19 protein-coding genes are annotated in these 21,161 nt (G+C 29.8%); 8 read left to right on the top strand and 11 right to left on the bottom strand.

Features of this window, described 5'->3' with window-relative positions; genetic code table 11:
* The first annotated feature begins 588 nt into the window (after positions 1–588).
* Positions 589–1,353 carry a DUF6261 family protein gene (locus tag ACKTTC_RS20595; protein WP_408041764.1) on the top strand — a complete coding sequence of 255 codons (765 nt, stop codon included), beginning with the start codon at positions 589–591 and terminating at the stop codon, positions 1,351–1,353.
* Between the two features lie 583 nt (positions 1,354–1,936).
* On the opposite strand, the gene ACKTTC_RS20590 is transcribed toward ACKTTC_RS20595, so the two are convergent.
* The 5 genes from ACKTTC_RS20590 to ACKTTC_RS20570 all read right to left on the bottom strand — a co-directional run bounded on the left by ACKTTC_RS20590 (position 1,937) and on the right by ACKTTC_RS20570 (position 4,818).
* Positions 1,937–2,410, bottom strand: coding sequence for a DUF6428 family protein (locus tag ACKTTC_RS20590; RefSeq protein ID WP_408041763.1), 474 nt, complete (start codon positions 2,408–2,410; stop codon positions 1,937–1,939).
* Between the two features lie 8 nt (positions 2,411–2,418).
* Positions 2,419–3,027 carry an arsenate-mycothiol transferase ArsC gene (locus ACKTTC_RS20585; RefSeq protein ID WP_408041762.1) on the bottom strand — a complete coding sequence of 203 codons (609 nt, stop codon included), beginning with the start codon at positions 3,025–3,027 and terminating at the stop codon, positions 2,419–2,421.
* Positions 3,028–3,059: 32 nt separating this feature from the next.
* The gene (locus ACKTTC_RS20580; protein ID WP_408041761.1) at positions 3,060–3,392 is read right to left on the bottom strand and encodes an ArsR/SmtB family transcription factor; all 333 of its coding nucleotides are present in this window, start codon (positions 3,390–3,392) and stop codon (positions 3,060–3,062) included.
* A gap of 86 nt (positions 3,393–3,478) precedes the next feature.
* Positions 3,479–3,988 carry a flavodoxin family protein gene (locus tag ACKTTC_RS20575; RefSeq protein WP_408041760.1) on the bottom strand — a complete coding sequence of 170 codons (510 nt, stop codon included), beginning with the start codon at positions 3,986–3,988 and terminating at the stop codon, positions 3,479–3,481.
* A 107-nt stretch (positions 3,989–4,095) separates the two neighbouring features.
* Positions 4,096–4,818 carry a DUF1223 domain-containing protein gene (locus ACKTTC_RS20570; RefSeq protein WP_408041759.1) on the bottom strand — a complete coding sequence of 241 codons (723 nt, stop codon included), beginning with the start codon at positions 4,816–4,818 and terminating at the stop codon, positions 4,096–4,098.
* A gap of 105 nt (positions 4,819–4,923) precedes the next feature.
* Between ACKTTC_RS20570 and ACKTTC_RS20565 the strand changes: the two genes are divergently transcribed.
* The 4 genes from ACKTTC_RS20565 (at position 4,924) to ACKTTC_RS20550 (ending at position 10,161) form a co-directional block, all read left to right on the top strand.
* Entirely contained in the window at positions 4,924–5,778 is an 855-nt protein-coding gene (locus ACKTTC_RS20565) for a PPK2 family polyphosphate kinase (RefSeq protein WP_408041758.1), read from the top strand.
* Between the two features lie 55 nt (positions 5,779–5,833).
* The gene (locus tag ACKTTC_RS20560; RefSeq protein ID WP_408041757.1) at positions 5,834–6,664 is read left to right on the top strand and encodes an exonuclease domain-containing protein; all 831 of its coding nucleotides are present in this window, start codon (positions 5,834–5,836) and stop codon (positions 6,662–6,664) included.
* An 8-nt stretch (positions 6,665–6,672) separates the two neighbouring features.
* On the top strand, positions 6,673–7,158 hold the full coding sequence (locus ACKTTC_RS20555; protein ID WP_408041756.1) for an ABC transporter ATPase: 486 nt from the start codon (positions 6,673–6,675) through the stop codon (positions 7,156–7,158).
* Positions 7,159–7,242: 84 nt separating this feature from the next.
* On the top strand, positions 7,243–10,161 hold the full coding sequence (locus ACKTTC_RS20550; protein WP_408041755.1) for a glycoside hydrolase family 3 N-terminal domain-containing protein: 2,919 nt from the start codon (positions 7,243–7,245) through the stop codon (positions 10,159–10,161).
* A gap of 76 nt (positions 10,162–10,237) precedes the next feature.
* Here ACKTTC_RS20550 and ACKTTC_RS20545 read toward each other — a convergent pair whose 3' ends face one another.
* The 5 genes from ACKTTC_RS20545 to ACKTTC_RS20525 all read right to left on the bottom strand — a co-directional run bounded on the left by ACKTTC_RS20545 (position 10,238) and on the right by ACKTTC_RS20525 (position 15,832).
* Positions 10,238–10,876 (bottom strand): DUF4159 domain-containing protein, encoded by a 639-nt coding sequence (locus tag ACKTTC_RS20545; RefSeq protein WP_408041754.1) that lies wholly within the window; start codon positions 10,874–10,876, stop codon positions 10,238–10,240.
* A 449-nt stretch (positions 10,877–11,325) separates the two neighbouring features.
* Positions 11,326–12,357 carry a helix-turn-helix domain-containing protein gene (locus tag ACKTTC_RS20540; protein ID WP_408041753.1) on the bottom strand — a complete coding sequence of 344 codons (1,032 nt, stop codon included), beginning with the start codon at positions 12,355–12,357 and terminating at the stop codon, positions 11,326–11,328.
* A gap of 269 nt (positions 12,358–12,626) precedes the next feature.
* Positions 12,627–13,340, bottom strand: a complete 714-nt coding sequence (locus ACKTTC_RS20535; RefSeq protein WP_408041752.1) for a 16S rRNA (uracil(1498)-N(3))-methyltransferase — start codon at positions 13,338–13,340, stop codon at positions 12,627–12,629.
* Entirely contained in the window at positions 13,340–14,458 is a 1,119-nt protein-coding gene (locus ACKTTC_RS20530; protein ID WP_408041751.1) for a GTP cyclohydrolase, read from the bottom strand. The genes ACKTTC_RS20535 and ACKTTC_RS20530 overlap by 1 nt, the downstream gene beginning before the upstream one ends.
* An 18-nt stretch (positions 14,459–14,476) precedes the next feature.
* Positions 14,477–15,832, bottom strand: coding sequence for a transporter (locus ACKTTC_RS20525; protein ID WP_408041750.1), 1,356 nt, complete (start codon positions 15,830–15,832; stop codon positions 14,477–14,479).
* 131 nt (positions 15,833–15,963) lie between these two features.
* Here ACKTTC_RS20525 and ACKTTC_RS20520 point away from each other — a divergent pair, with 131 nt between their 5' ends.
* Positions 15,964–16,245: a DUF4834 family protein gene (locus ACKTTC_RS20520; RefSeq protein WP_408041749.1), complete on the top strand. Its 282-nt coding sequence runs from the start codon at positions 15,964–15,966 to the stop codon at positions 16,243–16,245.
* A gap of 3 nt (positions 16,246–16,248) precedes the next feature.
* Complete coding sequence (locus ACKTTC_RS20515) at positions 16,249–18,648, top strand: YfhO family protein (RefSeq protein ID WP_408041748.1); 2,400 nt, start codon at positions 16,249–16,251, stop codon at positions 18,646–18,648.
* Here ACKTTC_RS20515 and ACKTTC_RS20510 read toward each other — a convergent pair.
* The gene (locus ACKTTC_RS20510; RefSeq protein ID WP_408041747.1) at positions 18,637–20,292 is read right to left on the bottom strand and encodes a helix-turn-helix domain-containing protein; all 1,656 of its coding nucleotides are present in this window, start codon (positions 20,290–20,292) and stop codon (positions 18,637–18,639) included. The genes ACKTTC_RS20515 and ACKTTC_RS20510 overlap by 12 nt on opposite strands.
* A gap of 329 nt (positions 20,293–20,621) precedes the next feature.
* On the opposite strand from ACKTTC_RS20510, the gene ACKTTC_RS20505 reads away from it, so the two are divergent.
* Positions 20,622–21,161 carry a methyltransferase domain-containing protein gene (locus tag ACKTTC_RS20505; RefSeq protein WP_408041746.1) on the top strand — a complete coding sequence of 180 codons (540 nt, stop codon included), beginning with the start codon at positions 20,622–20,624 and terminating at the stop codon, positions 21,159–21,161.

Here is a 21,161-nt window from a genome sequence, read left to right as displayed (position 1 = left end):
CTGACAGATATTTCGGTTTGTAGGTTTGAAATAGGTTGTCACTTCGAGTGTTTGTTTGACTAAAAGGAAAAGAAACGTATCGAGAAGTGTTTGAGGTTTGGAATAGTTCTCGATACACCTCCTTTCAGTCGGTACTTTAACTGACAGGTGGTTTGTTTTGTAGGTTTGAAATGGGCTGTCACTTCGAGTGTTTGTTTGACTAAAAGGAAAAGAAACGTATCGAGAAGTGTTTGTATTTTAGAATAATTCTCGATACACCTCCTTTCAGCCGGCACTCGAACTGACAGGTGGTTTGTTTTGTAGGTTTGAAATAGGTTGTCACTTAGAGTGTTTGTTTGACTAAAAGGAAAAGAAACGTATCGAGAAGTGTTTGTATTTTGGAATAGTTCTCGATACACCTCCTTTCAGTCGGCACCCGAACTGACAGGTGGTTTATAAAATTACTTTAAAGAATAATGTTAATTAAACACTAACTGTTTGATAGTTAGTTGTAAATGATGTATATTGTACTTAGCTATGAAAAGAAAGAAGAATTGCTATTCTTTCTTTACATATTCAATTTAGTATTAACTTTTTAAAAATTAAGCTATGGTAAGTCCATATTTAAACAGGTACCGTAATGCGGAGTACCTACAGTACATGAAAGATATTGTAAAACTAGTAAATCAGCAAGATGTAGCGGCCTTGTCGTTAACAGAGCCTAGAGATGCTTTAGCCGATTTTATTACGGCTATTGAGGCTGCTTATCAACAAGAGCAAGGAAGTGCTATTACGCAAGAAATTATTGCTTTAGATGAGGAACGAGATAAAGCTTTTATTGGTATTAAAACAGTAGTAACTGGGTATACATATCGTAAAGATGCTACTATTGCAAATGCCGCACAAACAGTATTAAATGCTATGTTAGTATATGGTACACAGGTAACACGTAAGAGCTACCAAGAGGAAACGGCTATTATTGATAGTTTTATTGATGATATTGAAATTAAACCAACTATTACGGCTGCTATTGCTACATTAAATTTACAGGATTGGGTTGCTGATTTAAAAACGGCGAACGAAACTTTTTCTCAAAAGTATATTGAGCGTATTGGGGAAACTGCGGCTAATACGGCTAGCATTCCTAATTTACGTACCAATACTACGGTTGCTTATAGGGAGCTTATTAGCCATATTGAAGCGCATAAAACATTGACAAAAAATGTAGTGTACACGGGTGTTTTAAATGAGATTGATGTGTTGGCTAAGCAATATAATTTAGTGGTAGATAATAGAGTGGGAGGGAATGGTGCTGAAGTTCCTGGTAGTACTAATGAAATTCCTACAGATGTAAATAGCATAGAAGAAGAGTAGTTACTTAGCAATAAAGAGCATAAATAATAAAATAGAATTTTGTTAGTTATGTGTTGTTTAGTTTTTAAAAGGGTTGTTTAATTAAAGAATAAAGTGTATATTGCATCAGCTATGAAAGTATTGCTATGCTTTCACACACAAATTTTATTTTAATTCTCAGAAATAGCTAGATCATCATTGTTATGTTTTCATAAGTGTTGTTTGGTTTTAAATGATGAAAATAAATGAGAATTAAAAAATATATATTCCTTGGATGTAGTATGAGTACAAAGGAGGAGGTTTACGATTTAATGCTAGCGTTTAAGTAGGGGTTTACACTAGTATTAATTTTTCTCATACATTAGTTTTTACCGCAATTATTAGCTTTTAATAATTGCGGTTTTGTTGTATATAAGAATGTGGTGTTACTATTATTTTCTTCAAAAAAGATTCTTTACTTTCCTTCTATAAACTCAGGTAGCAGTTCAGAATGACAAGTAGCATGTGATGTCATTCTGAGGAATCGAAGAATCTATCGAAATGAATAAGACTTTTTTAAATGAAAAAAATCTTCATTATGTTCAGAATGACAAAGAAACTCAAACTAGCAACAACCAGAACCAGGTGTACAAGAGGGACCTTGTGCTTGTAGGTCTGATAGTTTTAGTTTAGGCTTTTGTTCAGGAGTAATACCACATTTATCTTCTGCTAAACAAGTAGTGGCTGTATTGGTTAGCAAAAAGTTTCTACCGTTAAAATCTAAACCATATTTACCAATGGTTTCACCTTGGTATTCTACTTCAATTTCTACATCTTTTAAATCCAATGTTTTTTCAGATAATTCAATAATAGAAACTAATTTTTCGGGGTGTAATCTATGGTTATAATCATTCGCATTCCATAGTTGAAAGTTGACACGTTCTTCCTTTCTAAGTACACCACCGCAATCAATAAAATGCTTGGTAATTTTCCCTACTTCTGTTACGTGAAAATGTTCTGGAACTAAACTACCATCTGGTAATTCAAAGGCAATTGTTTCTAAACCTAGTAAGTGTTGTTTTATTTCTGAAAGTTTCATAAGTACTTTTATTTTAATTGTGATAAGACATAATATAATTCAGCAGCAATTTGATTACTCCTTTGTAAATAAACTTCTTTTTCTAAATTTGTACCATCAGATAATTTAGGATCTTCATAAGTGATAGCAATCCTTTTTTCTGATCCAGCTACAAAAGGACACCCTTCATCTGCTTGAGAACAAGTCATAATTGCTGTAAATCCAGAATTTGGATTATAAGGATGCTCATATTTTTTAGAAAATCCTATTATTGGAAGTGCATTTACAGTATATTTAATAGCGTACACAGGGTTAGGTTCTTCACTAATTTTGTGTATGTCGAATCCTTGTTGTGTAAGTGTTGTTACTATTTGTGTTGCCATTGCAGTAGCTTCCGAACCTCCTGAATAAGTAGTGATATCATCTATTTGAAAATAAGCAGCTAAAGTTTGCATCCATATTTGTCCTAAATGACTTCTTCTAGAATTATGAGTACAAATAAAATTGATAGCAATAGAATCATTGTTAGCTAGTTTACTTTTTAAATGATTGATAAGTACATCCAAAATAACTTTTCTATCCTTGGAGATAAATGTATTAGCGATTTGCTCTATAGTTGTAATTAGTTCTTTTTTCATTGTAATATTACGATTGATGTAACTAAATTTTTTTAACAGCAGTTAGTGTTTGAGTTAGAGAATATTTGCAAGAATTGAGTAACTGTAGTATTTATTTCATTCCATTTTTCTTCATTTATACAATAGCAAATACTAGTGCCTTCAATAGTTCCTTTTATAATTTCTAATCTCTTTAATTCTTTTAAATGTTGAGAAATGGTTGGTTGTGCTAATCCTATTTCATTTACTAAGTCTCCACAAATACAAGTTTTGGCTTTGGCTAAATATTCTAGAATAGCAATACGTGCAGGATGTCCAAGAACTTTAGCAATAGCAGCAAGTTCATTTTGTGCTGGTGTAAATATTTCTGATTTAGTTAATCCCATTAATTGTATTTTTATATTGCAATATTACGATTAATAAATTAAAAATAAAAGCAGCAAAAAAATGCTGCTTATAAATTTTAATTATGCTATAATTTTGCCTTAAAGCTATTTAGTTGTAGCATAGCTTCATCATTAATTACAGTTCCATCTGGAGTAAACCAAACATGAGTGTCTCCTAAATATTCCATTCCTAAATAATTAGCACTTTCTATAAAAGGCATTTCAAAACCAGCTTTTCTATCATTAGCACCAGAATTACTAATCATCGCCATTTTTTTACCTCTTAATTGTCGTCCTAATTCTTTTTTATAGTGCAGTAAGTCAGATAATCGATCAAAGAAAACCTTTAACAAACCACTCATATTATACCAATACACAGGAGTAGCGAAGATCATAGTATCGTATTGTTCGATAATTTTTTCCATAAGAGGTAAAAAATCATCATCTGCATTTTTAAAATCGTAATTAAAATGACCGATGTTATAATCTAATAAATCTATTACATCAAAATTATTATCTGAGTTAAAAGTAGTAACTACTTTTTCAGTATTTCCGTTTCTTTTAGAGCTAGCCGTTATTATAACTGTAGTTTTCATATGTTAAGTTTGTACCGAAAATTACAAGCCTTTTTATAAAGGAAACAAGAAATGTTATTCTTAATATCGATTGATAACAAGGAAAAATCGATGAATAAAAATAGCTTTTATAAAGCTAATTGTGTACCAGCAGTAACTGATAAGTTTTCGTGCTTTACTATTAAAACCAATCGTAATGTATCTTCCGCTATAACAATATCAGGTATTTCGAGGCTTATTGTTCCAGACTTTTCCGTAAGTCTTACTGTTTTTTCTTCAACAACAATATTGGCATTTTTTAAAATACGATTTCTATTTTCTCCACGATTAACAGCAGTAGTTCTATTATTAATAACTAAGAGAGCTTCTAAAAATCTATTTTTAATTTTTCCTTCTATTGAATAAGAAAAAGTAACCATGTTTTTATTTTTACTAACATCAGATACTTTTACTGTATTCGGGGCTTTTCGTTTTAAATACGATTTTATTTTTTTATGAATTGTTACTTCATTAGAACCCACTATATGTTCTTTACCATTAATAACTAATTGTGGAGTGTAAATAGAGCTGCTGTAAAACTTACGGCCATAATCTCCCTGTTTTTTTGTGAATTTTTCTTTAGAAAAAGGATCTTTCCAGCCAATATAATTCCAATAATCTACATGATAAGCTACGGGGATAACTTGACTTTCATCTAAATTTTTTTTAATATCATGTAATACACGGTCAGCCGGTGGACAACTAGAACATCCTTGAGAAGTAAATAATTCTAGTACTACTACGGGTTTTTCTTGAGAAAATATAGAAATAGCTGTAAACAAAGCAATAATAAAAAAACGATACGGCATCATAAATAATTTGATTTTTAAGTAAGTAGTAAACCTTGTTAAAGACTTACAAAACTCTCTAAATTCATATATATTTTTGTTACATTTATAGAATAATTACTGGAGATAATGCGCATAGAAAAATTTAGAGTTACTGATAAAATACAGTTAGCATCAGAATCTACTATAGAGTTGATACCCGATGCAGAGAAAAAACTGAAAAAAGTACGTAAGAAAATAGCAAATTTGCAAGATGCCATGTATGCAGAAGGTAAGTATAGCGCATTAATCTGCTTGCAAGGAATGGATACTGCTGGAAAAGATAGTTTGATTAGAGAAGTGTTTAAACAGTTTAATGTACGTGGAGTAGAAGTGCATAGTTTTAAAGTTCCTACAGAATTGGAATTAAAGCATGATTTTTTATGGAGACATTATATAGCACTTCCAGCAAAAGGTAAAGTAGGTGTATTTAATAGAACACATTATGAAAATGTATTAGTCACAAGAGTGCATCCAGAATATGTGTTTTCAGAAAAGATACCTACAGTAAATAGTTTAGACGATTTGAATGATGCATTTTACCATGAACGCATGGAAAGAATCAATCAATTTGAAAAGCATATAGCAGCCAATGGAACTATTGTTTTAAAGTTTTTCTTACACCTTTCTAAAGAAGAACAAAAGAATAGATTATTACGTAGATTAAATATTCCCGAGAAGAACTGGAAGTTTTCTTCAGGAGATTTAAAAGAACGAAAATTATGGGATAAATACCAAGAGTGTTACGAAGATTTATTGAATAGAACTTCTACAGATAATGCTCCTTGGTTTATTGTGCCAGCAGACGATAAGCCTTCTGCTCGCTATATAGTAGCTGAAACAATTTTGCGTGAATTTGAAAAATATAATTTTAAGGAACCAACATTAGATGCAAAAATGTTAGGGAAATTAGATGAGTTTAAAGCGCAATTAAACGACGAATAGAATAAATAGAAATAAAAATTAAATAATTTTCTTTAATAGAAAGTTTGAATTTTACATGGAATTAAACCTCAAAAAACCAATCGTATTTTTCGATTTAGAAACAACAGGAATTAACATAGCTACAGATAGAATTGTAGAAATCTCAATATTAAAAGTATTTCCTAACGGAACACAAGAAAGTAAAACTTGGTTAGTGAATCCAGAAATAGAAATTCCAGAACACGTAACAGCTGTACATGGAATAACTAATGAAAAAGTGGTGAACGAGCCAACATTTAAAGAATTAGCATCTAAAGTATTTGAACTAATTGGTGATTCTGATTTGGCTGGGTTCAATTCAAACAGATTTGATATTCCACTTTTAGCAGAAGAGTTATTACGTGCAGGAATTGATTTTGATATGGAGAACCGAAAAGCTATCGATGTTCAGGTAATTTTCCATAAAAAAGAACAACGTACGTTAAGTGCAGGATATAAGTTTTATTGTGGGAAAGAATTGGAAGATGCGCATTCGGCTGAAGCAGATACTTTAGCAACTTATGAAATTTTAAAAGCACAGTTAGACAAATATGAAGATATAGAAAATTCGGTTGAAGCTTTAAGTGAGTATTCAGCACACACTAAAAGAGCCGATTTTGCAGGTTTTATTTTGTTTGACGATGAGAAAGATGAAATATTTTCATTTGGAAAGAATAAAGGGAAAAAAGTAAAACAAGTTTTAAAAGAAAACCCAGGATATTATTCTTGGATACAACAAGCAGATTTTCCTTTATATACCAAAAAAGTATTGAAACAGATTAAAGAGCGAATGTCAGCGCCAAAAGGACCGGAAATGACCGATGAAGAAAAATTAAAGGCGTTGCAACAAAAGTTTAATTTAAGATAAAACAACACATGTACATACCTTATAACGAATTACCTAATAGTGCTAGAATATGGGTATATCAGGCAAACAGAGCTTTAAGTCAAGAAGAAATAGAAGTTATTTCGGCTAAAGCTATTTTATTTATAGATCAGTGGACTCGACATGGAGATGATCTTAAAGGTTCTTTTACAATAAAATACAATCAGTTTTTAATTATTGCTATAGATGAAAGCTTTAATAATGCTTCTGGTTGTTCTATAGATGCATCTGTACGTTTTATAAAATCATTAGAACAAGAATTAGGAATCGATCTAATGGACAAAATGAATATTTCTTTTAGAGATGGAGAGAATATCAATATTGTCAAATTAGCCGATTTTCAAGAGTTTGCTAAAGCAAAGAAAATAACTTCAGAAACCATTGTTTTTAATAACATGGTAAATACTAAAGAAGACTTTGAGAACAAATGGGAAATTGCCGCCCAAGAAAGTTGGCATAGTCGATTTTTGGTATAAGAATTGTTTATTGATTAATAATCCCCAGTTAATAATTAATAGAAAAAGAGTATACATGCTCTTTTAAATGTGTGTAAGATTTTTATGAGTAAAAAAATACTATTAATAGCACTAAGCTTCATTAGTGTGGTAAAGGCGCAACAATTAGATCCATTACGAGCAGAAAATTCTCTGGAGCAGAAACAATGGGTAGATAGTATTATGAAAACAATGACAATTGATGAAAAAATAGGTCAGTTGTTCATGATGCAAGCATATTCTAATAAAGACAAAAAACATGAAAAGTTTATTGCCGATATGATTACTAAATATCATGTTGGAAGTTTAATTTTCATGAAAGGAACACCCGAAAAACAAGTTGTGCTTACCAATAGATATCAGAAGTTAGCTAAAAAAGTACCTTTACTTATAGGATTTGATGGAGAATGGGGATTAGATATGCGTTTGAAAAATACATATCGTTTTCCTTGGAATATGACTTTAGGAGCTGTACAGGATCAGAAATTACTAGAAAAGCTAGGAGAACGTATTGGAGAGCAATGTAAGAGAGTAGGAATTCATGTTAATTTTGCTCCAGTAGTAGATATCAATACAAATGCAAACAATCCAATTATTGGAAATAGATCGTTTGGAGAAAAGAAAGAAAATGTAGCAGAAAAATCGATAGCTTTTACGAAAGGAATGCAAAAAGCAGGAGTATTAGCAAATGCAAAACACTTTCCAGGGCACGGAGATACTGCTACAGATTCGCACTTAACGTTACCTACGATAAGTTTTACAGAACAACGTATAGATTCAATAGAATTGTATCCTTTTAAAAAGCAATTTGATGCAGGTGTTGCAAGTGTAATGACAGCGCATTTAAGTATTCCATCTTTAGAAGGGAATACAAGTTTACCATCGTCATTATCCGAAAGAGTTGTAACATCATTATTAAAAGAAAAATTAGGTTTTCTTGGTTTAATATTTACTGATGGTTTGAATATGAAAGGAGCAGCTAATTATTCAACGCCAGCAGAAATTAATTTGGCTGCTTTTATGGCTGGGAACGATATTTTGTTAATACCACAAGATGTTCCTAATACTGTTACTTTATTTAAAGAATCAATTACAAAAGGAACTTTAACGGAAGAGCGTTTAGATTATTCCATAGAGAAAATTTTAAAAGCAAAGTTCTTGTTAGGATTACAAAGCTTTACTCCAATTCCAGAAGAAAACTTAATAGAAGATTTAAATACTATTGAAGATGAATTATTGCACAGAGAATTGTTGAAGAATGCAATTACACTCATAAAAGATACTTCTAACAGTATTCCGATTCAAAACTTAGAAGATAAAAAGATAGCCTATGTCTCATTAGGAGATGCAAAAGGAAGTTATTTTGTAAGAGAATTAAAGAATTATGCTAAGGTAGATGTAGTTTCTGATAAGCATTTAGGAAGTTTAATTAAGAAATTGAAAAAATATAATTTAGTAATTGTAGGCTTTCATAAATCGAATAAGAATCCGTGGAAATCATATAAATATTCAAACAAGGATTTAGTTTGGTTGCAAGAAATTGCAAGAAATAAGAATATAATACTAGATGTTTTCGCTAGCCCTTATAGTCTATTACAAGTAAAAACATTTACAAATATTGAAGGGATAGTATTGTCTTATCAAAACAGTAAATTATCGCAAGAATTATCTGCACAAGCACTTTTTGGAGCTTTTCCAATTAAAGGGAAACTACCAGTTTCTATTAATGAAGATTTTAAAGCAGGTGAAGGTATACAAACAGCTTCGCTAAAAAGATTAGAATATACAATACCAGAAGCAGCCGGATTTTCTTCAACGAAATTATCAGCTATAGATCGTTATATAGATACTATTTTAAAACAGAAAATGGCTCCTGGTGGACAAATTTTGGTAGCAAGAAATGGAAAAGTAGTTTATAATAAAAGTTTTGGTTATCAAACAGATAATAAGCGAAGAAAGGTCAAGAATTCAGATTTATATGATTTAGCTTCTCTAACTAAGATTTTAGCTACATTACCAGTAGTAATGAAACTTGAAGAAGATAAGAAGCTTTCAATATATTCTGAATTAGATCATTTATTACCAGATTATGAAAAAAGTAATAAAGATGTATTAAATATAAAGCAAATTCTTTCGCATTATGCGCAGTTAAAATCTTGGATTCCTTTTTACACAAAAACATTAGACTCGGTAACTGGAAAAATTTCTAAAGATTTATACCGAAAGAGAAAATCGAAAGAATTTGGTATTCGTGTTGCTAGAGATTTGTACTTGAAAAGTTCTTATAAAGACTCGATAAAAAGCTTTATAAAAGATTCAGATTTAAGAGAAAGAGAAGGGTATAAGTATAGTGATTTAGGGTATTATATTTTGAAAGATGTTGTTGAAAGTAAATATAAGGAATCTTTAGATAAGGTAGTAGAGAAAGAATTTTACAAGTCATTAGGTTTAGATAGAACGTCGTATAAGCCATTAAAAAAGTTTAACTGGAAGGAAATTGTACCTACAGAGCAGGACGATTATTATAGAAATCAGCTATTAAGAGGGTATGTTCACGATATGGGAGCAGCTATGCAAGGTGGAGTAGGAGGCCATGCAGGTTTATTTGCAAATGCAAACGACGTTGCTAAAATTATGCAGATGTATTTACAAGATGGATATTATGGAGGTGTACAATATTTACAACCAGAAACAATAGATAAGTTTAACACAAGATATTATGCTGAAGTTAAAAATAGAAGAGGTTTAGGCTTCGATAAACCACAAATAAATCCAAGAGAAAAACCAACTTGTGGTTGTGTTTCTGAAAAGAGTTTTGGGCATAGTGGTTTTACAGGAACTTATACTTGGGCAGATCCTAATTCTGGAATTTTATATGTATTCTTATCTAATAGAGTATATCCAACGATGAAGAATAGAAAACTTGTAAAAAGTAATATTAGAACAAAAATTCAAAGAGCTATTCAAGAAGCAGTATTGAATTAAAAAGCATTAATTAATTGAAAATAAAAAAGGATATACTCAAAAGTATATCCTTTTTTATGCTTTAAAAATTATTTTGTTAGTTTTTAAAAGCGTATTCTATAATATTAGCTCCCATTTGCAAAGCTTTTAATCTAATCTCTTCAGGGTTGTTATGTACAGCTTTATCTTCCCAACCATCGCTTAAATCGCTTTCATAATCATAAAAAACAACTAATCTTCTTTTGTGAAAAAGACCCAAACCTTTTGGAGCTTTTTTATCGTGTTCATGAATTTTAGGAAGTCCGTTTGGAAATTTAAATGTTTGATTATAGATAGGATGATTCAAAGGAATTTCTTCTAAAGTTAATTTAGGGAATATTTTTTTCAGTTCACTTCTAATATATTTATCTAGTCCATAGTTATCAGAAATATGTATAAAACCACCTGAAATAAGATAATTACGTAAGTTTTCTACATCTTCATTATCAAAGAAAATATTTCCGTGTCCAGTTAAGAATAAGATAGGATAGTTAAACACATCTACACTACTAGGATCTACAGTTGCAATATTTGAATCAATAGCTGTTTTAACGTATTGATTTGTGAATTGTATTAAATTAGGTAAAGAGGTTGGATTTGCATACCAATCGCCACCTCCTTTATATTTTAATATTCCTACTTCTTGAGAATGTGCTACAGAAAAACTTAATACTAAAAGAAAGAGGATTTTTTTCATTCTAAAACTTTTTATGCAAGATATAATAATTGAGACATAAAAAAAAGCACCATTCCCTTCTCAATGGTGCTTCTTGTTCGTGAAGTAAAGTAGTAAATAATAATCCCTAAAATATATTTACTGGTTTATGTAAGTTTTCGATTCAAAGATAAGGATAACAGATAGTTATCGACTCCTGATTCATCTAATTTGGACGTTTTAGGACAAGTTTATACAAAAAAAACACTGTTTAATAACAGTGTTTTTGCTTTTTCCTCTTCATAGAGAGCTATGACTCTCTATATATTTTAAACTCTTTAAAGAATCAATAGATTAAAACAAATGGTTATACAATATATTGATTCTTAAGCGGGGCTAATATAGTACTTGTAGTAATTATAATAGTCCAGAATCATCCAAGTTGGATGATTCTGGATTCATTTATAGTAAATTAAAATCAAAAAAGTGATTTAATTTTTAGAATTTTTAAAAGCTAAAGGAGTCATGCCGGTATGTTTCTTAAAAACATCGTAAAAAGCAGATTTAGAGTTAAAACCAGATTCTAGACCAATAGATGCGATGGTATAACCTTCATATTTATAATCAAGTAAAAAATTTTTTGCTTGATCTACGCGCATTTCATTAATATAATCTACAAAACTTTTTTTGGCATTTTTATTAATAGAAGCAGATAGAGTACTAGAGCCTATTTCTAGTTCTTTAGATAGGCTTTGCAATGTATATTTAGGTTGTAAATACTTTTTCTCTGTTTTTATATAGTTGTCTATTTCTATAAATTGCGACTCAAAAGTGTATTCTGTAGTTGTTGTTTTAGGTGTTTCGTCTACTAAAAGAACAGGAGTTTCATTTTCTTTAATATCTAGGTTCTCACGAAGCTGCCTTCTTTCTTTTAAAATACGTAAGTATCGAAGCCCTTGATATCCTAAAATGAAAATGATAATAGTTGTAGATATTCTTAAAGGATAATAGGAGTACAAAAAACCTGTAAAGTTTAAACTGAACTTAATAAATAAAGCAAAAATCCATAAAGCATATACAATTACGGTAAGTCTAAAGAAGTTGTAAATCCATTTTAAATTATCGTAAGTAAGTATTTTGGTAAATAGCTTTTTCTTTTTACGTAAAATATAATAAGAGTATGAGAAAATCGAAATGGAGCCTACAAAGCTAACGACTTCTTCAATTGAAGTATACTTCTCATACACATAATTTAATTCTTCTTGGGTACTAGATCCTAATGAATAAAAGAAAACAAAGCCTATCTGTGCTATACAAAGCACAAAAAATATAAAAACAAAATACTTTAGAAGTTTACGAGACTTATCTGCAATGTCTAAATAATGCGTTAAAAATGCATAAAAGAAAGGAGCACTTAAGAAATGCCATGGGATTTGAATATAGTCCAACATAAATCGATGCTGAAATAGATTTCTCTCTAATGCCCATGATTGAAAGTTATTTAATGAAATAGATAAAATCATTAAATTAAGAAACAATAAGCTCTTGTCTTTTCCATTTTTAGAGAAAAACATGATCAAACTGAGTGCAAAACCATGAAGGGCACTAACCAGTAAAAAAATGTTAAAGAAATCTGCGGTATTCAAGTTGATGTTTTTAGTTATGGGGTTTTCAAACTTAAATTTAGCAAATTAATTGTAAAAATATGATGTGGTATCTTTAATTTTACTGGTATAATACTAAGAATTCAATAATTAAAAATGGCTTTTTTTTAGAAAATCTATAAAATAACCTAACTCATAGAATTTAGAAAATTAATACTATGTACAGCAACAATACCAGCTGTTTCGGTTCTAAGTCTGCTAGTTCCTAGTGTTATTGGAGTATATTTTTGCTGAATTGCTTGTTGTACTTCTGGTATTGAAAAGTCTCCTTCTGGACCAATTAAAAGTGTAATTTTTTGATGTGTAGGATCTATAGATTTTAAAGGAGTTTTATCTCCTTCGTTACAATGAGCAATAAATAAATTACCATCTCTTTGTTGAGCAATAAAATCAGAATATTTTGTAAGATCGTTCAATTTTGGAACAGTAAACTTTAAAGATTGCTTCATAGCTGCTAAGATGATTTTTTGCAAGCGATCTTTCTTTACAACCTTTCTTTCTGAGTTTTGACAAAGAATAGGAGTAATTTCATCAATACCAATTTCAGTAGCTTTTTCTAGAAACCATTCTAAACGATCTATATTTTTTGTAGGAGCAATGGCAACATGTAAATAATAATTCCATTCTTTTTCTTTAGAGGCAATATTTACAATATTTGCAACGCATTTTTTATCACTTTCAATAATAATTTCTGCAGTTAACAACAATCCTTTACCATTAGTAATGTATAAAGTATCTCCTTGCTTTTTTCGTAATACTTTTACGATATGGCGACTCTCTTCTTTGTTAAAGAGAATTTCTTTGGTTTCTTCGTTTAAATGTTCGTTATAAAAAAGCTGCATTATAAATCTAATCTATAGGTTCTTCTTCTTTTATGAGTTCTAGGGTTAAAACCTGACCATAACTTATGGATAGCTGTATTTTCTTCTAATTCTGGTGTACGAATACAGTATTCTATATTCTTGTTAGCAAGTGTTTTATGAAACTCATCAAAAATGATTGCTGTAACTCCTTTATTTTGGTAATTTGGATCTACGCCAATTAGATAAAAAGTAACATCTTTTGGTTTTTTTCTAGCTTTTAAAAGATGAAAAATACCGAAAGGAAATAGTTTACCTTTAGCTTTTTGTAAGGCTGTAGAAAATGAAGGCATTATAATAGCAAAGGCTACAATATTTTGATCTTTATCTAGTACAAATTTGATGAACTCTGGATTTATAAAACTGATGTATTTATTTTTAAAATATTGTATTTGCGCATCAGAAATAGGAACGTACGTAGAAAGTTTAGAATACGTTTTACTAAATACTTCAAACATTTCATCTACATAAGGCATTATGTCTTTTGTTTTAGTAAAGTTTAAAGCAGTAAGTCCATATCTCTTCTGTAAAATGTTACTCGCTTTCGTATATTTTTGAATTTTAATATCATCAAATAAAAACTTATTCTCCAGATATTCTTTTTCTTTTTTAAAACCTAATTGCTCTAAATGTTCTTTATAATAAGGATGATTATACCAAGTAATCATAGTACCTAATTCATCAAATCCATCTATTAAAACTCCGGTTTTATCTAGATTGTTAAATCCAACAGGTCCTTCAACATATTCAAGGTTGTGATCTTTTCCAATTTCTTTTACTTTATCTAAAAGTACTTTGGTTACTTCAATATCATCTATAACATCAAACCAACCAAACCTCATTTTTTTTAGATTCTGCTTTTCTATTTCATAAGTGTTAATAATAGCAGCAATACGTCCAATTACTTTATTGCCCTTTATAGCTATAAAAAAGCGTGCTTTAGCATGCTCAAATACTGGATTTTTAGAAGTATCGAAACTAGCTACTTCATCTTTAATAATAGGAGGTACCCAATATGGATTATTCTTATATAAGGAAAAAGGAAACAAAACAAATTGTTTCATTTCCTTTTGAGTGTGTATTTCTTTTAGTTGAATCATACAACAAATGTATCATTTCTATTGATCATCTTTTTCGTCTTCTTCCTTTTTTTCTTTATCACCATCACCTTTTTTCTTTTTTTCCTTTTCCTTCTTCTCTTTCTCTTCTTCTTTTTTAAGCTCTTCTTCTAATTTTTGAATTTCTTTTTCTAGCTTCTCTTGCTCTTTTAATTTACGTTTTTCTTCTTTTTGTTTCTCTTTTTCTTGTTTCCTCTTCGCTTTCTCTTCTTCTCGTTTCTTCTTTTTAGCCGCTTTTTCTTTTGCCTTTGTTGTTTTTTTCTTGGCTTTAGCATCTTTCTTAGTAATATCATCTAAGATAGATTCCTTACGAACTCTAGTTCTGCTTTTCTTTTTAGTTTCTAACTCTTCAGGAGTTTTATCTTCTTCTAACTGTGGAGCATTTTTGTCTTTTTTCTTGAAGATGCCTTTAATCTTATCAATAAGTCTTCCAAAGAAACCTTTGTTATATGTTTGCTCTTTATCTCCTTCGATTTTGTTCCCAAATTCATCTAATTCAACATATTTGTCAACATGTTTATTAATTCTATAAGAAACTCCAATACTAGTGTAAATACCTGTACTGTTATCTTGAAAAGTACCTCTAAGAGATGAATTAATTTGTAAGTTTTTATTAAACAAATAAGCAACACCAAGCCCTAAGTTACTCTGACTTTCTTGTTTGTTAAATAATGCCTGGTGTTCAGCAAAACCAGACCATCTGTCATTAAAATTATAAGTTCCTGTAACTACGTAAGAAAACTCAGGTAAATATCCACCTATATAATTATAATGTATGTTCGTTACAACATTAAGCTTATCTGAAAATTCATTTTGAAGTAATACACCAAGTTTAGGAGTAATTCCACCTCGTGCATGGAAATCGTTCAAGAAAGAACCAAAATTTAAACCTCCATATACTGCAACGTGAGGAATCCATCTAGACCAATCGAAAGAATGCCTTTTTTTCCAGCTTCTTACTTCTTTAGATTTATCCTCATAAGTTGGTTTGTACACTAGATATTTTGCTCCTAAAGTGAACTGTCCAAATCCAAATTTAGAATGTGAAGATTCAAAAACGTTTACAAACGCAAATTCACTTTGTTGTAGCGATGTAGTTAAATTAAATTCTAATTTTTCATCAAACAACCCCATTCTATAATGTAATTCTAACCCTGTAGCTCTTGGATTACTAAAAGTAGGAATAGCTTTAGCACTTCTATGAAAAATACTACTTTCTAATTGATAGACCCCAACTCCCACGCTATAAGGACTTTCTGAAAAACCAGGCTTGTTAGAATTAATTACTTCCGTGTATTGAGCAAATAATGTTACAGAAAAAAAGAACATTATTATCCCTAAAATTTTTTTAATCATATTCAACGCAAACATTTTACACGTAATACAAACATACAGTAAAATTATTCAATCTAATAAGTTTACAGGATTATTAACGTAAGGTTTTAGATCAAATTGTTATTTTTGATTGCTTTTTTTAGTATTAATTTATGTTAGAAATACATTATGCAGGCCCTATGAATTTTTTAAGAACAATACTTATCATCGCATTAATCTATTATGCAATCAAATTTTTAGCAAGGTTATTTGGTCCTTTTCTAATGAAAAAGGCAGTAGAGAAAATGAGAGAGAAGGCTGAAAAACAGTATGGTGGACAAAAGCCACAAGAAGGAGTGAAAGTAGGAGAAACAGTTATAGATAAAAAACCAAATCAAAATAAAGAAAGTGATAAGTCGGTAGGAGAATATATCGATTTTGAAGAAATTGACTAAAGAATGAAATTAACCAAATTTTTACCTTACTTAGGTGCTGTTTTAGTATTTATTGTAGCCGCATTATTATACTTTAATCCTGTTTTATCTGGAAAACAAATCAAACAAAGCGATATTACCCAATATATTGGGATGGCTAAAGAAATGAATGAGTTTAGAGCCGATAAGAATGAAGAATCGTACTGGCTTGGAAATGCGTTTAGTGGGATGCCAACCTATCAAATGGGAGCTAAATTCCCAAATGATCATATAAAAATTATAGATCGTACCTTACGTTTTTTACCTAGGCCTGCAGATTATTTATTCTTGTATTTTATAGGCTTTTTTCTATTGTTAAATGCTTTAAAAGTTGAATGGAAACTAGCCATTCTAGGAAGTCTAACCTTTGGTTTTTCTACTTATTTAATTATCATTTTCGGTGCAGGTCACAATGCGAAAGCACATGCAATTGCATATATGCCAGCGATTATAGCAGGAGTTTTATATGTGTTTCAAAAACGATACTTATTAGGTTTTACAATTACGTCGTTAGCAATGGCATTGGAAATTGCAGCAAATCACATTCAAATGACATATTATTTAGGTTTTTGTTTGTTGATCTTAGGAATTGTGGAGTTAATTGAGGCTATAAAAACAAAAAATGTACAACCCTTTTTACAGCAAGTAGGAATATTATTAGTTGCATTTATTATTGGTATTGGGGTAAACGCAACGAGATTGTTATCTACAAAAGAATATGCTGCATTTAGTACTAGAGGAAAGTCAGAGTTAACAATTCAACCTGATGGAACACCAAAAGTAGCCTCTTCAGGTTTAGATAAAAGTTACATAACAGAATATAGCTATGGAAAATTAGAAACATTCAATTTATTAGTACCGCGTTTTATGGGAGGTGGTACAGTAGAAAAACTTGGAGATAATACGAATTTCTATAAAGAAGTAGCATCTCAAGCCGGACCAAAAGTAGCAAGAGAATATTCAAGTCAAGTATTAACCTATTGGGGAACACAGCCCATAGTTGAAGCACCGGCATATATTGGTGCTATTGTAATTTTCTTATTCTTTTTAGGGATTTTTATTGTACACGGAAAATTAAAGTACTGGTTAGTTTCAGCTACTATTTTATCGATTGCTTTAAGCTGGGGAAAGAACTTTTCAATACTAACAGATTTCTTTATCGATTATGTACCGTTATATGATAAGTTTAGAGCAGTATCTTCTATTCAAGTAATAGCTGAGTTATGTATTCCTTTATTAGGTTTCTTGGGCTTAAAAGAGTTTTTCTCTAATACTACAATTACTACAGAAGATAAATTAGAAGCTTTAAAAAAAGCTGTACTTACAACTGGAGGTTTAGTGTTAGTAGGGTTCATTTTTGTACATATGTCATCTGATTTTATAGGAATTAGAGATGGACAATATGAGCAAGTACCTTCACTATTAGATGCTTTAATTTCAGATAGAAAGTCTATGCTACTGATGGATAGTATCCGATCTATTGTTTTAATCGGATTATCAGGTGGTGTTTTATGGTTATTCTTACAAAATAAAATAAAACAAGTTCCTGTACTTGCTGGGTTAACAGTATTAATACTATTTGATTTAATATCTGTAGATACAAAATATGTTAATAAAGAAGATTTTACTACAGCAAGAAAAGTACAGAAACCATTTGTTGCGAATAAGGCAGATAACCAAATTTTAAAAGATACTTCTTATTACAGAGTAGCTAATTTTACAGCAAACTTAATGAATGAAGGAAGGACTTCATATTTTCATAAATCTATTGGAGGATACCATGCTGCTAAAATGATGCGTTATCAAGAACTATTTGAGTATCAAATGGCAAAAAACAATATAGAAATACTGAATATGTTAAATGTTAAGTATTTTATTTTGAGTGATACTGAAGTGAAAGAGAATACAGGAGCAAATGGAAATGTTTGGTATGTTGAACAACTAAAATCAGTTGATTCAGCTAATGAAGAAATAAAAGAATTAGATAGTTTACATACAAAAACAACAGCAATTATAAGAAAAGGTGTTTTTGATGGAAGTAAAACATATGCTAAAGATTCAACAGCCACAATTGCATTGAGAAAATATGATACAAATTACTTGGTATACGATAGTAATGCAATCAAAGAACAGTTTGCTGTTTTTTCTGAAATCTATTATAAAGATGGATGGAATGCCTACATAGATGGTGAACTGAAACCATATTATCAAGTAGATTATGTATTACGAGGAATGCCAATACCAGCAGGAAAGCATGTAATTGAATTTAAGTTTGAGCCTAAAGTAATACAAAGAGGAAGTTTATTATCATTACTGTTTACAATTGCTTTATTTGGAATTCCATTAGTTTGGGCATTTATAAAAAGAAAGGAATTAACTTTTTAAACTTTTTATGTATGCAGATGGGGTAACACCTATATGTTTTTTAAAAGCTCTTGTAAAAGCAGATGCGTTAGTGTATCCAACTTCTTCTGCTAGGCCTTGAACAGAAAACTTTCTATACATAGAGTTGTTGTTTAATAAATTAACGACGTATGTTATTTTTTTCTGAGTATAATATTGTTTAAATGTTACGGTATTATGTTTGTTAAAAACAAAGGAAATATAAGTTGTATTTGTTTGCAAAGCTTCTGCAATACTATTAATAGAGAAGTCAGAAGCTATGTACTCATGATCAAGATCAATTTTGTTGAGTTTATTTAAAATTTTTAGTTCTAATTCCTCTTCAATATTATAAGTTACCTTTTGAGGCTTTTCTTCTTTTACTATTTCTTGTTCTTGTGTGGTTTCAATAATTTCATTGGCTTTTTCAGAAAGTTGTTTTTTGTATTTTCTTCTTTTAACCACAAAAGCACTAGAAATAATCACCAATGCAAGTGTAATAAAACTGATGGTTTTGATGTTTTTATTCTTTTCTTTTTCTAGAATGGAATGATTTAACTGAGTTACTTTTTCTAAATCATTATCATATAATAGTTGATATGTTTTCTGTTTGTGTACTCTGGCAGTATCAAATTCTCGTAAGGTCAACTGAGAATATTTATAAGCACTGTCTAATTGACGTTGTTTTACATATTGATTTGATAGAATATCATAGATAGTAATAAGCTTACTTTTTTGAAGTTTTTTGTTTTCTAAAACTTTTTTCGAGTAATGAATAGCAGAATCGGCTTGTTTTAAATTTTGAAAACAAATGGCTTTATAAAAATTAGTTTCTTCAAGATAACTAGTACCATAATTAATTTTAGGAAAATGATTGATTAGCTGGAGCGCTTTTTCATATTTCTTTTTAGCTATAAGTACTTCGGTTCTTCGATAATCGTATATAAGTTGCGTATCTGGATGAGGAGGAATGAATTTTTGAGCAGCTGTATAAGCTTCTTTATAATAAATAGCAGCAGAATCTAAAAAAGAAAGATTGTTCTCTCTTTTACTAATCGAAACACATGTTTTTCCTAAAAGATTACAGATGTCAGCTTTTTTACGAAGATAACTTTCATATTGAAAAGAATTATTCGTGTCATTTTTCTTCGATTCTAACTTTGTAATAAGCTTCTTTAAAATAGTTTTAGAGTCCTTTTCCATTTTAAGGTCACTTTTAATAATAGCTTTAGACATTTCTATATTCAAAGAATAGTAAAAGTTTTCGAAATTTTCATTATTTCTTGAGTTTATAAATCTAGATGCCTTTATTAACTGTTCATAAGCCATCTCATATTCTCCAGAATTTTTATATACCCAAAAAAGGCGGTTTAAAGAATTAATTTTTAGCTTGATGTAGCATAAATCATTAGGGGTTTCTTTATAAAGTGAATCCATATTTGGAATAGTTTTCCCTAATAAGTTTTTGATAGTATCGTATTTTTTTAGTTTATAGAAATAATACGTTTCTAAATATTTTCCAAATAATCGATCGCATTTACTAGTCGATGTTTGAATTTTTTTTATATAGTAAATAAGACTATCTAAATTGGTGTCTTTAAATTTGAAGGCTTTATAAATAAGGTCTTTTTCTTTATAAAGTTCCATTTTAGTTTGCGACAAACTACTTAAAGAAATACTAATACATACTAAGAACAATCTAAAGTTCAAACTTACTGGGATTATAAAGGGTGAAAACAGTATTAAACCTATAAAATACTATATGCATTTTATAAAAAGTGCAATATAAAACTTTTTTAAAACACCATTAGAACTTAAATTTGTCTTCCCTGAAAAAGAAAAATGATAACGGGGAATTCTTATGAAAAAGACCTACTATAAAAAAGGAGTATTTTTACTCCTTTTTTAAATTTTCTTTCTAATTACTTAATAATTATTTTTTGAATGTATAGATTTGTTTTTTATAATAAAAAAAGATGAATTTAAAAGACGGCGTATATAAATACAGTAAAACGGTTAGGTATCGTAAAACCATTGCTTTTTTAAATAAAGTTTTACCAGCTCCAGCAACAATTCTAGATTTAGGAACTAGAAATGCATTTAGCGAGATTATGGAAACACATGGATATACTGTTTTTAATACGAATGGAGAAGATCTAGATTTATTACCAGAAATTGTTAAAGAATATAAAGTAGATGCAGTTACATCTTTTGAAGTTTTCGAACATTTAATTGCGCCTTTTAACGTTTTAAGAGAAATTCCTTGTGATAAACTAATTACAACTGTACCATTAAAATTATGGTTTGCTAAAGCTTATAGAAGTAGTACAGATGAGTGGGACAGACATTATCATGAGTTTGAAGATTGGCAATTTGATTGGCTATTAGAAAAATCAAATTGGAATATACAAGAAACAGAAAAATGGGTAAATCCAGTTAAAAAGATTGGATTTAGACCTATCTTAAGGCAATTTACGCCAAGATATTATGCAGTTTATGCAGAAAAAAAGAGCTAG

The sequence above is a fragment of the Tenacibaculum amylolyticum genome (genome assembly GCF_964511145.1).
Lineage (GTDB): Bacteria > Bacteroidota > Bacteroidia > Flavobacteriales > Flavobacteriaceae > Polaribacter > Polaribacter amylolyticum.
The sequence above is the reverse complement of the archived record's forward strand: the minus strand, read 5'-3'. Positions and strand labels throughout refer to the sequence as shown.

Bases quoted from the DNA above. Each gene is read 5' to 3' on its own strand.
- ACKTTC_RS20595 (WP_408041764.1), top strand. From the start codon at position 589: ATGGTAAGTCCATATTTAAACAGGTACCGTAATGCGGAGTACCTACAG.
- ACKTTC_RS20590 (WP_408041763.1), bottom strand. From the start codon at position 2,410: ATGAAACTTTCAGAAATAAAACAACACTTACTAGGTTTAGAAACAATT.
- ACKTTC_RS20585 (WP_408041762.1), bottom strand. From the start codon at position 3,027: ATGAAAAAAGAACTAATTACAACTATAGAGCAAATCGCTAATACATTT.
- ACKTTC_RS20580 (WP_408041761.1), bottom strand. From the start codon at position 3,392: ATGGGATTAACTAAATCAGAAATATTTACACCAGCACAAAATGAACTT.
- ACKTTC_RS20575 (WP_408041760.1), bottom strand. From the start codon at position 3,988: ATGAAAACTACAGTTATAATAACGGCTAGCTCTAAAAGAAACGGAAAT.
- ACKTTC_RS20570 (WP_408041759.1), bottom strand. From the start codon at position 4,818: ATGATGCCGTATCGTTTTTTTATTATTGCTTTGTTTACAGCTATTTCT.
- ACKTTC_RS20565 (WP_408041758.1), top strand. From the start codon at position 4,924: ATGCGCATAGAAAAATTTAGAGTTACTGATAAAATACAGTTAGCATCA.
- ACKTTC_RS20560 (WP_408041757.1), top strand. From the start codon at position 5,834: ATGGAATTAAACCTCAAAAAACCAATCGTATTTTTCGATTTAGAAACA.
- ACKTTC_RS20555 (WP_408041756.1), top strand. From the start codon at position 6,673: ATGTACATACCTTATAACGAATTACCTAATAGTGCTAGAATATGGGTA.
- ACKTTC_RS20550 (WP_408041755.1), top strand. From the start codon at position 7,243: ATGAGTAAAAAAATACTATTAATAGCACTAAGCTTCATTAGTGTGGTA.
- ACKTTC_RS20545 (WP_408041754.1), bottom strand. From the start codon at position 10,876: ATGAAAAAAATCCTCTTTCTTTTAGTATTAAGTTTTTCTGTAGCACAT.
- ACKTTC_RS20540 (WP_408041753.1), bottom strand. From the start codon at position 12,357: ATGATTTTATCTATTTCATTAAATAACTTTCAATCATGGGCATTAGAG.
- ACKTTC_RS20535 (WP_408041752.1), bottom strand. From the start codon at position 13,340: ATGCAGCTTTTTTATAACGAACATTTAAACGAAGAAACCAAAGAAATT.
- ACKTTC_RS20530 (WP_408041751.1), bottom strand. From the start codon at position 14,458: ATGATTCAACTAAAAGAAATACACACTCAAAAGGAAATGAAACAATTT.
- ACKTTC_RS20525 (WP_408041750.1), bottom strand. From the start codon at position 15,832: ATGATTAAAAAAATTTTAGGGATAATAATGTTCTTTTTTTCTGTAACA.
- ACKTTC_RS20520 (WP_408041749.1), top strand. From the start codon at position 15,964: ATGTTAGAAATACATTATGCAGGCCCTATGAATTTTTTAAGAACAATA.
- ACKTTC_RS20515 (WP_408041748.1), top strand. From the start codon at position 16,249: ATGAAATTAACCAAATTTTTACCTTACTTAGGTGCTGTTTTAGTATTT.
- ACKTTC_RS20510 (WP_408041747.1), bottom strand. From the start codon at position 20,292: ATGGAACTTTATAAAGAAAAAGACCTTATTTATAAAGCCTTCAAATTT.
- ACKTTC_RS20505 (WP_408041746.1), top strand. From the start codon at position 20,622: ATGAATTTAAAAGACGGCGTATATAAATACAGTAAAACGGTTAGGTAT.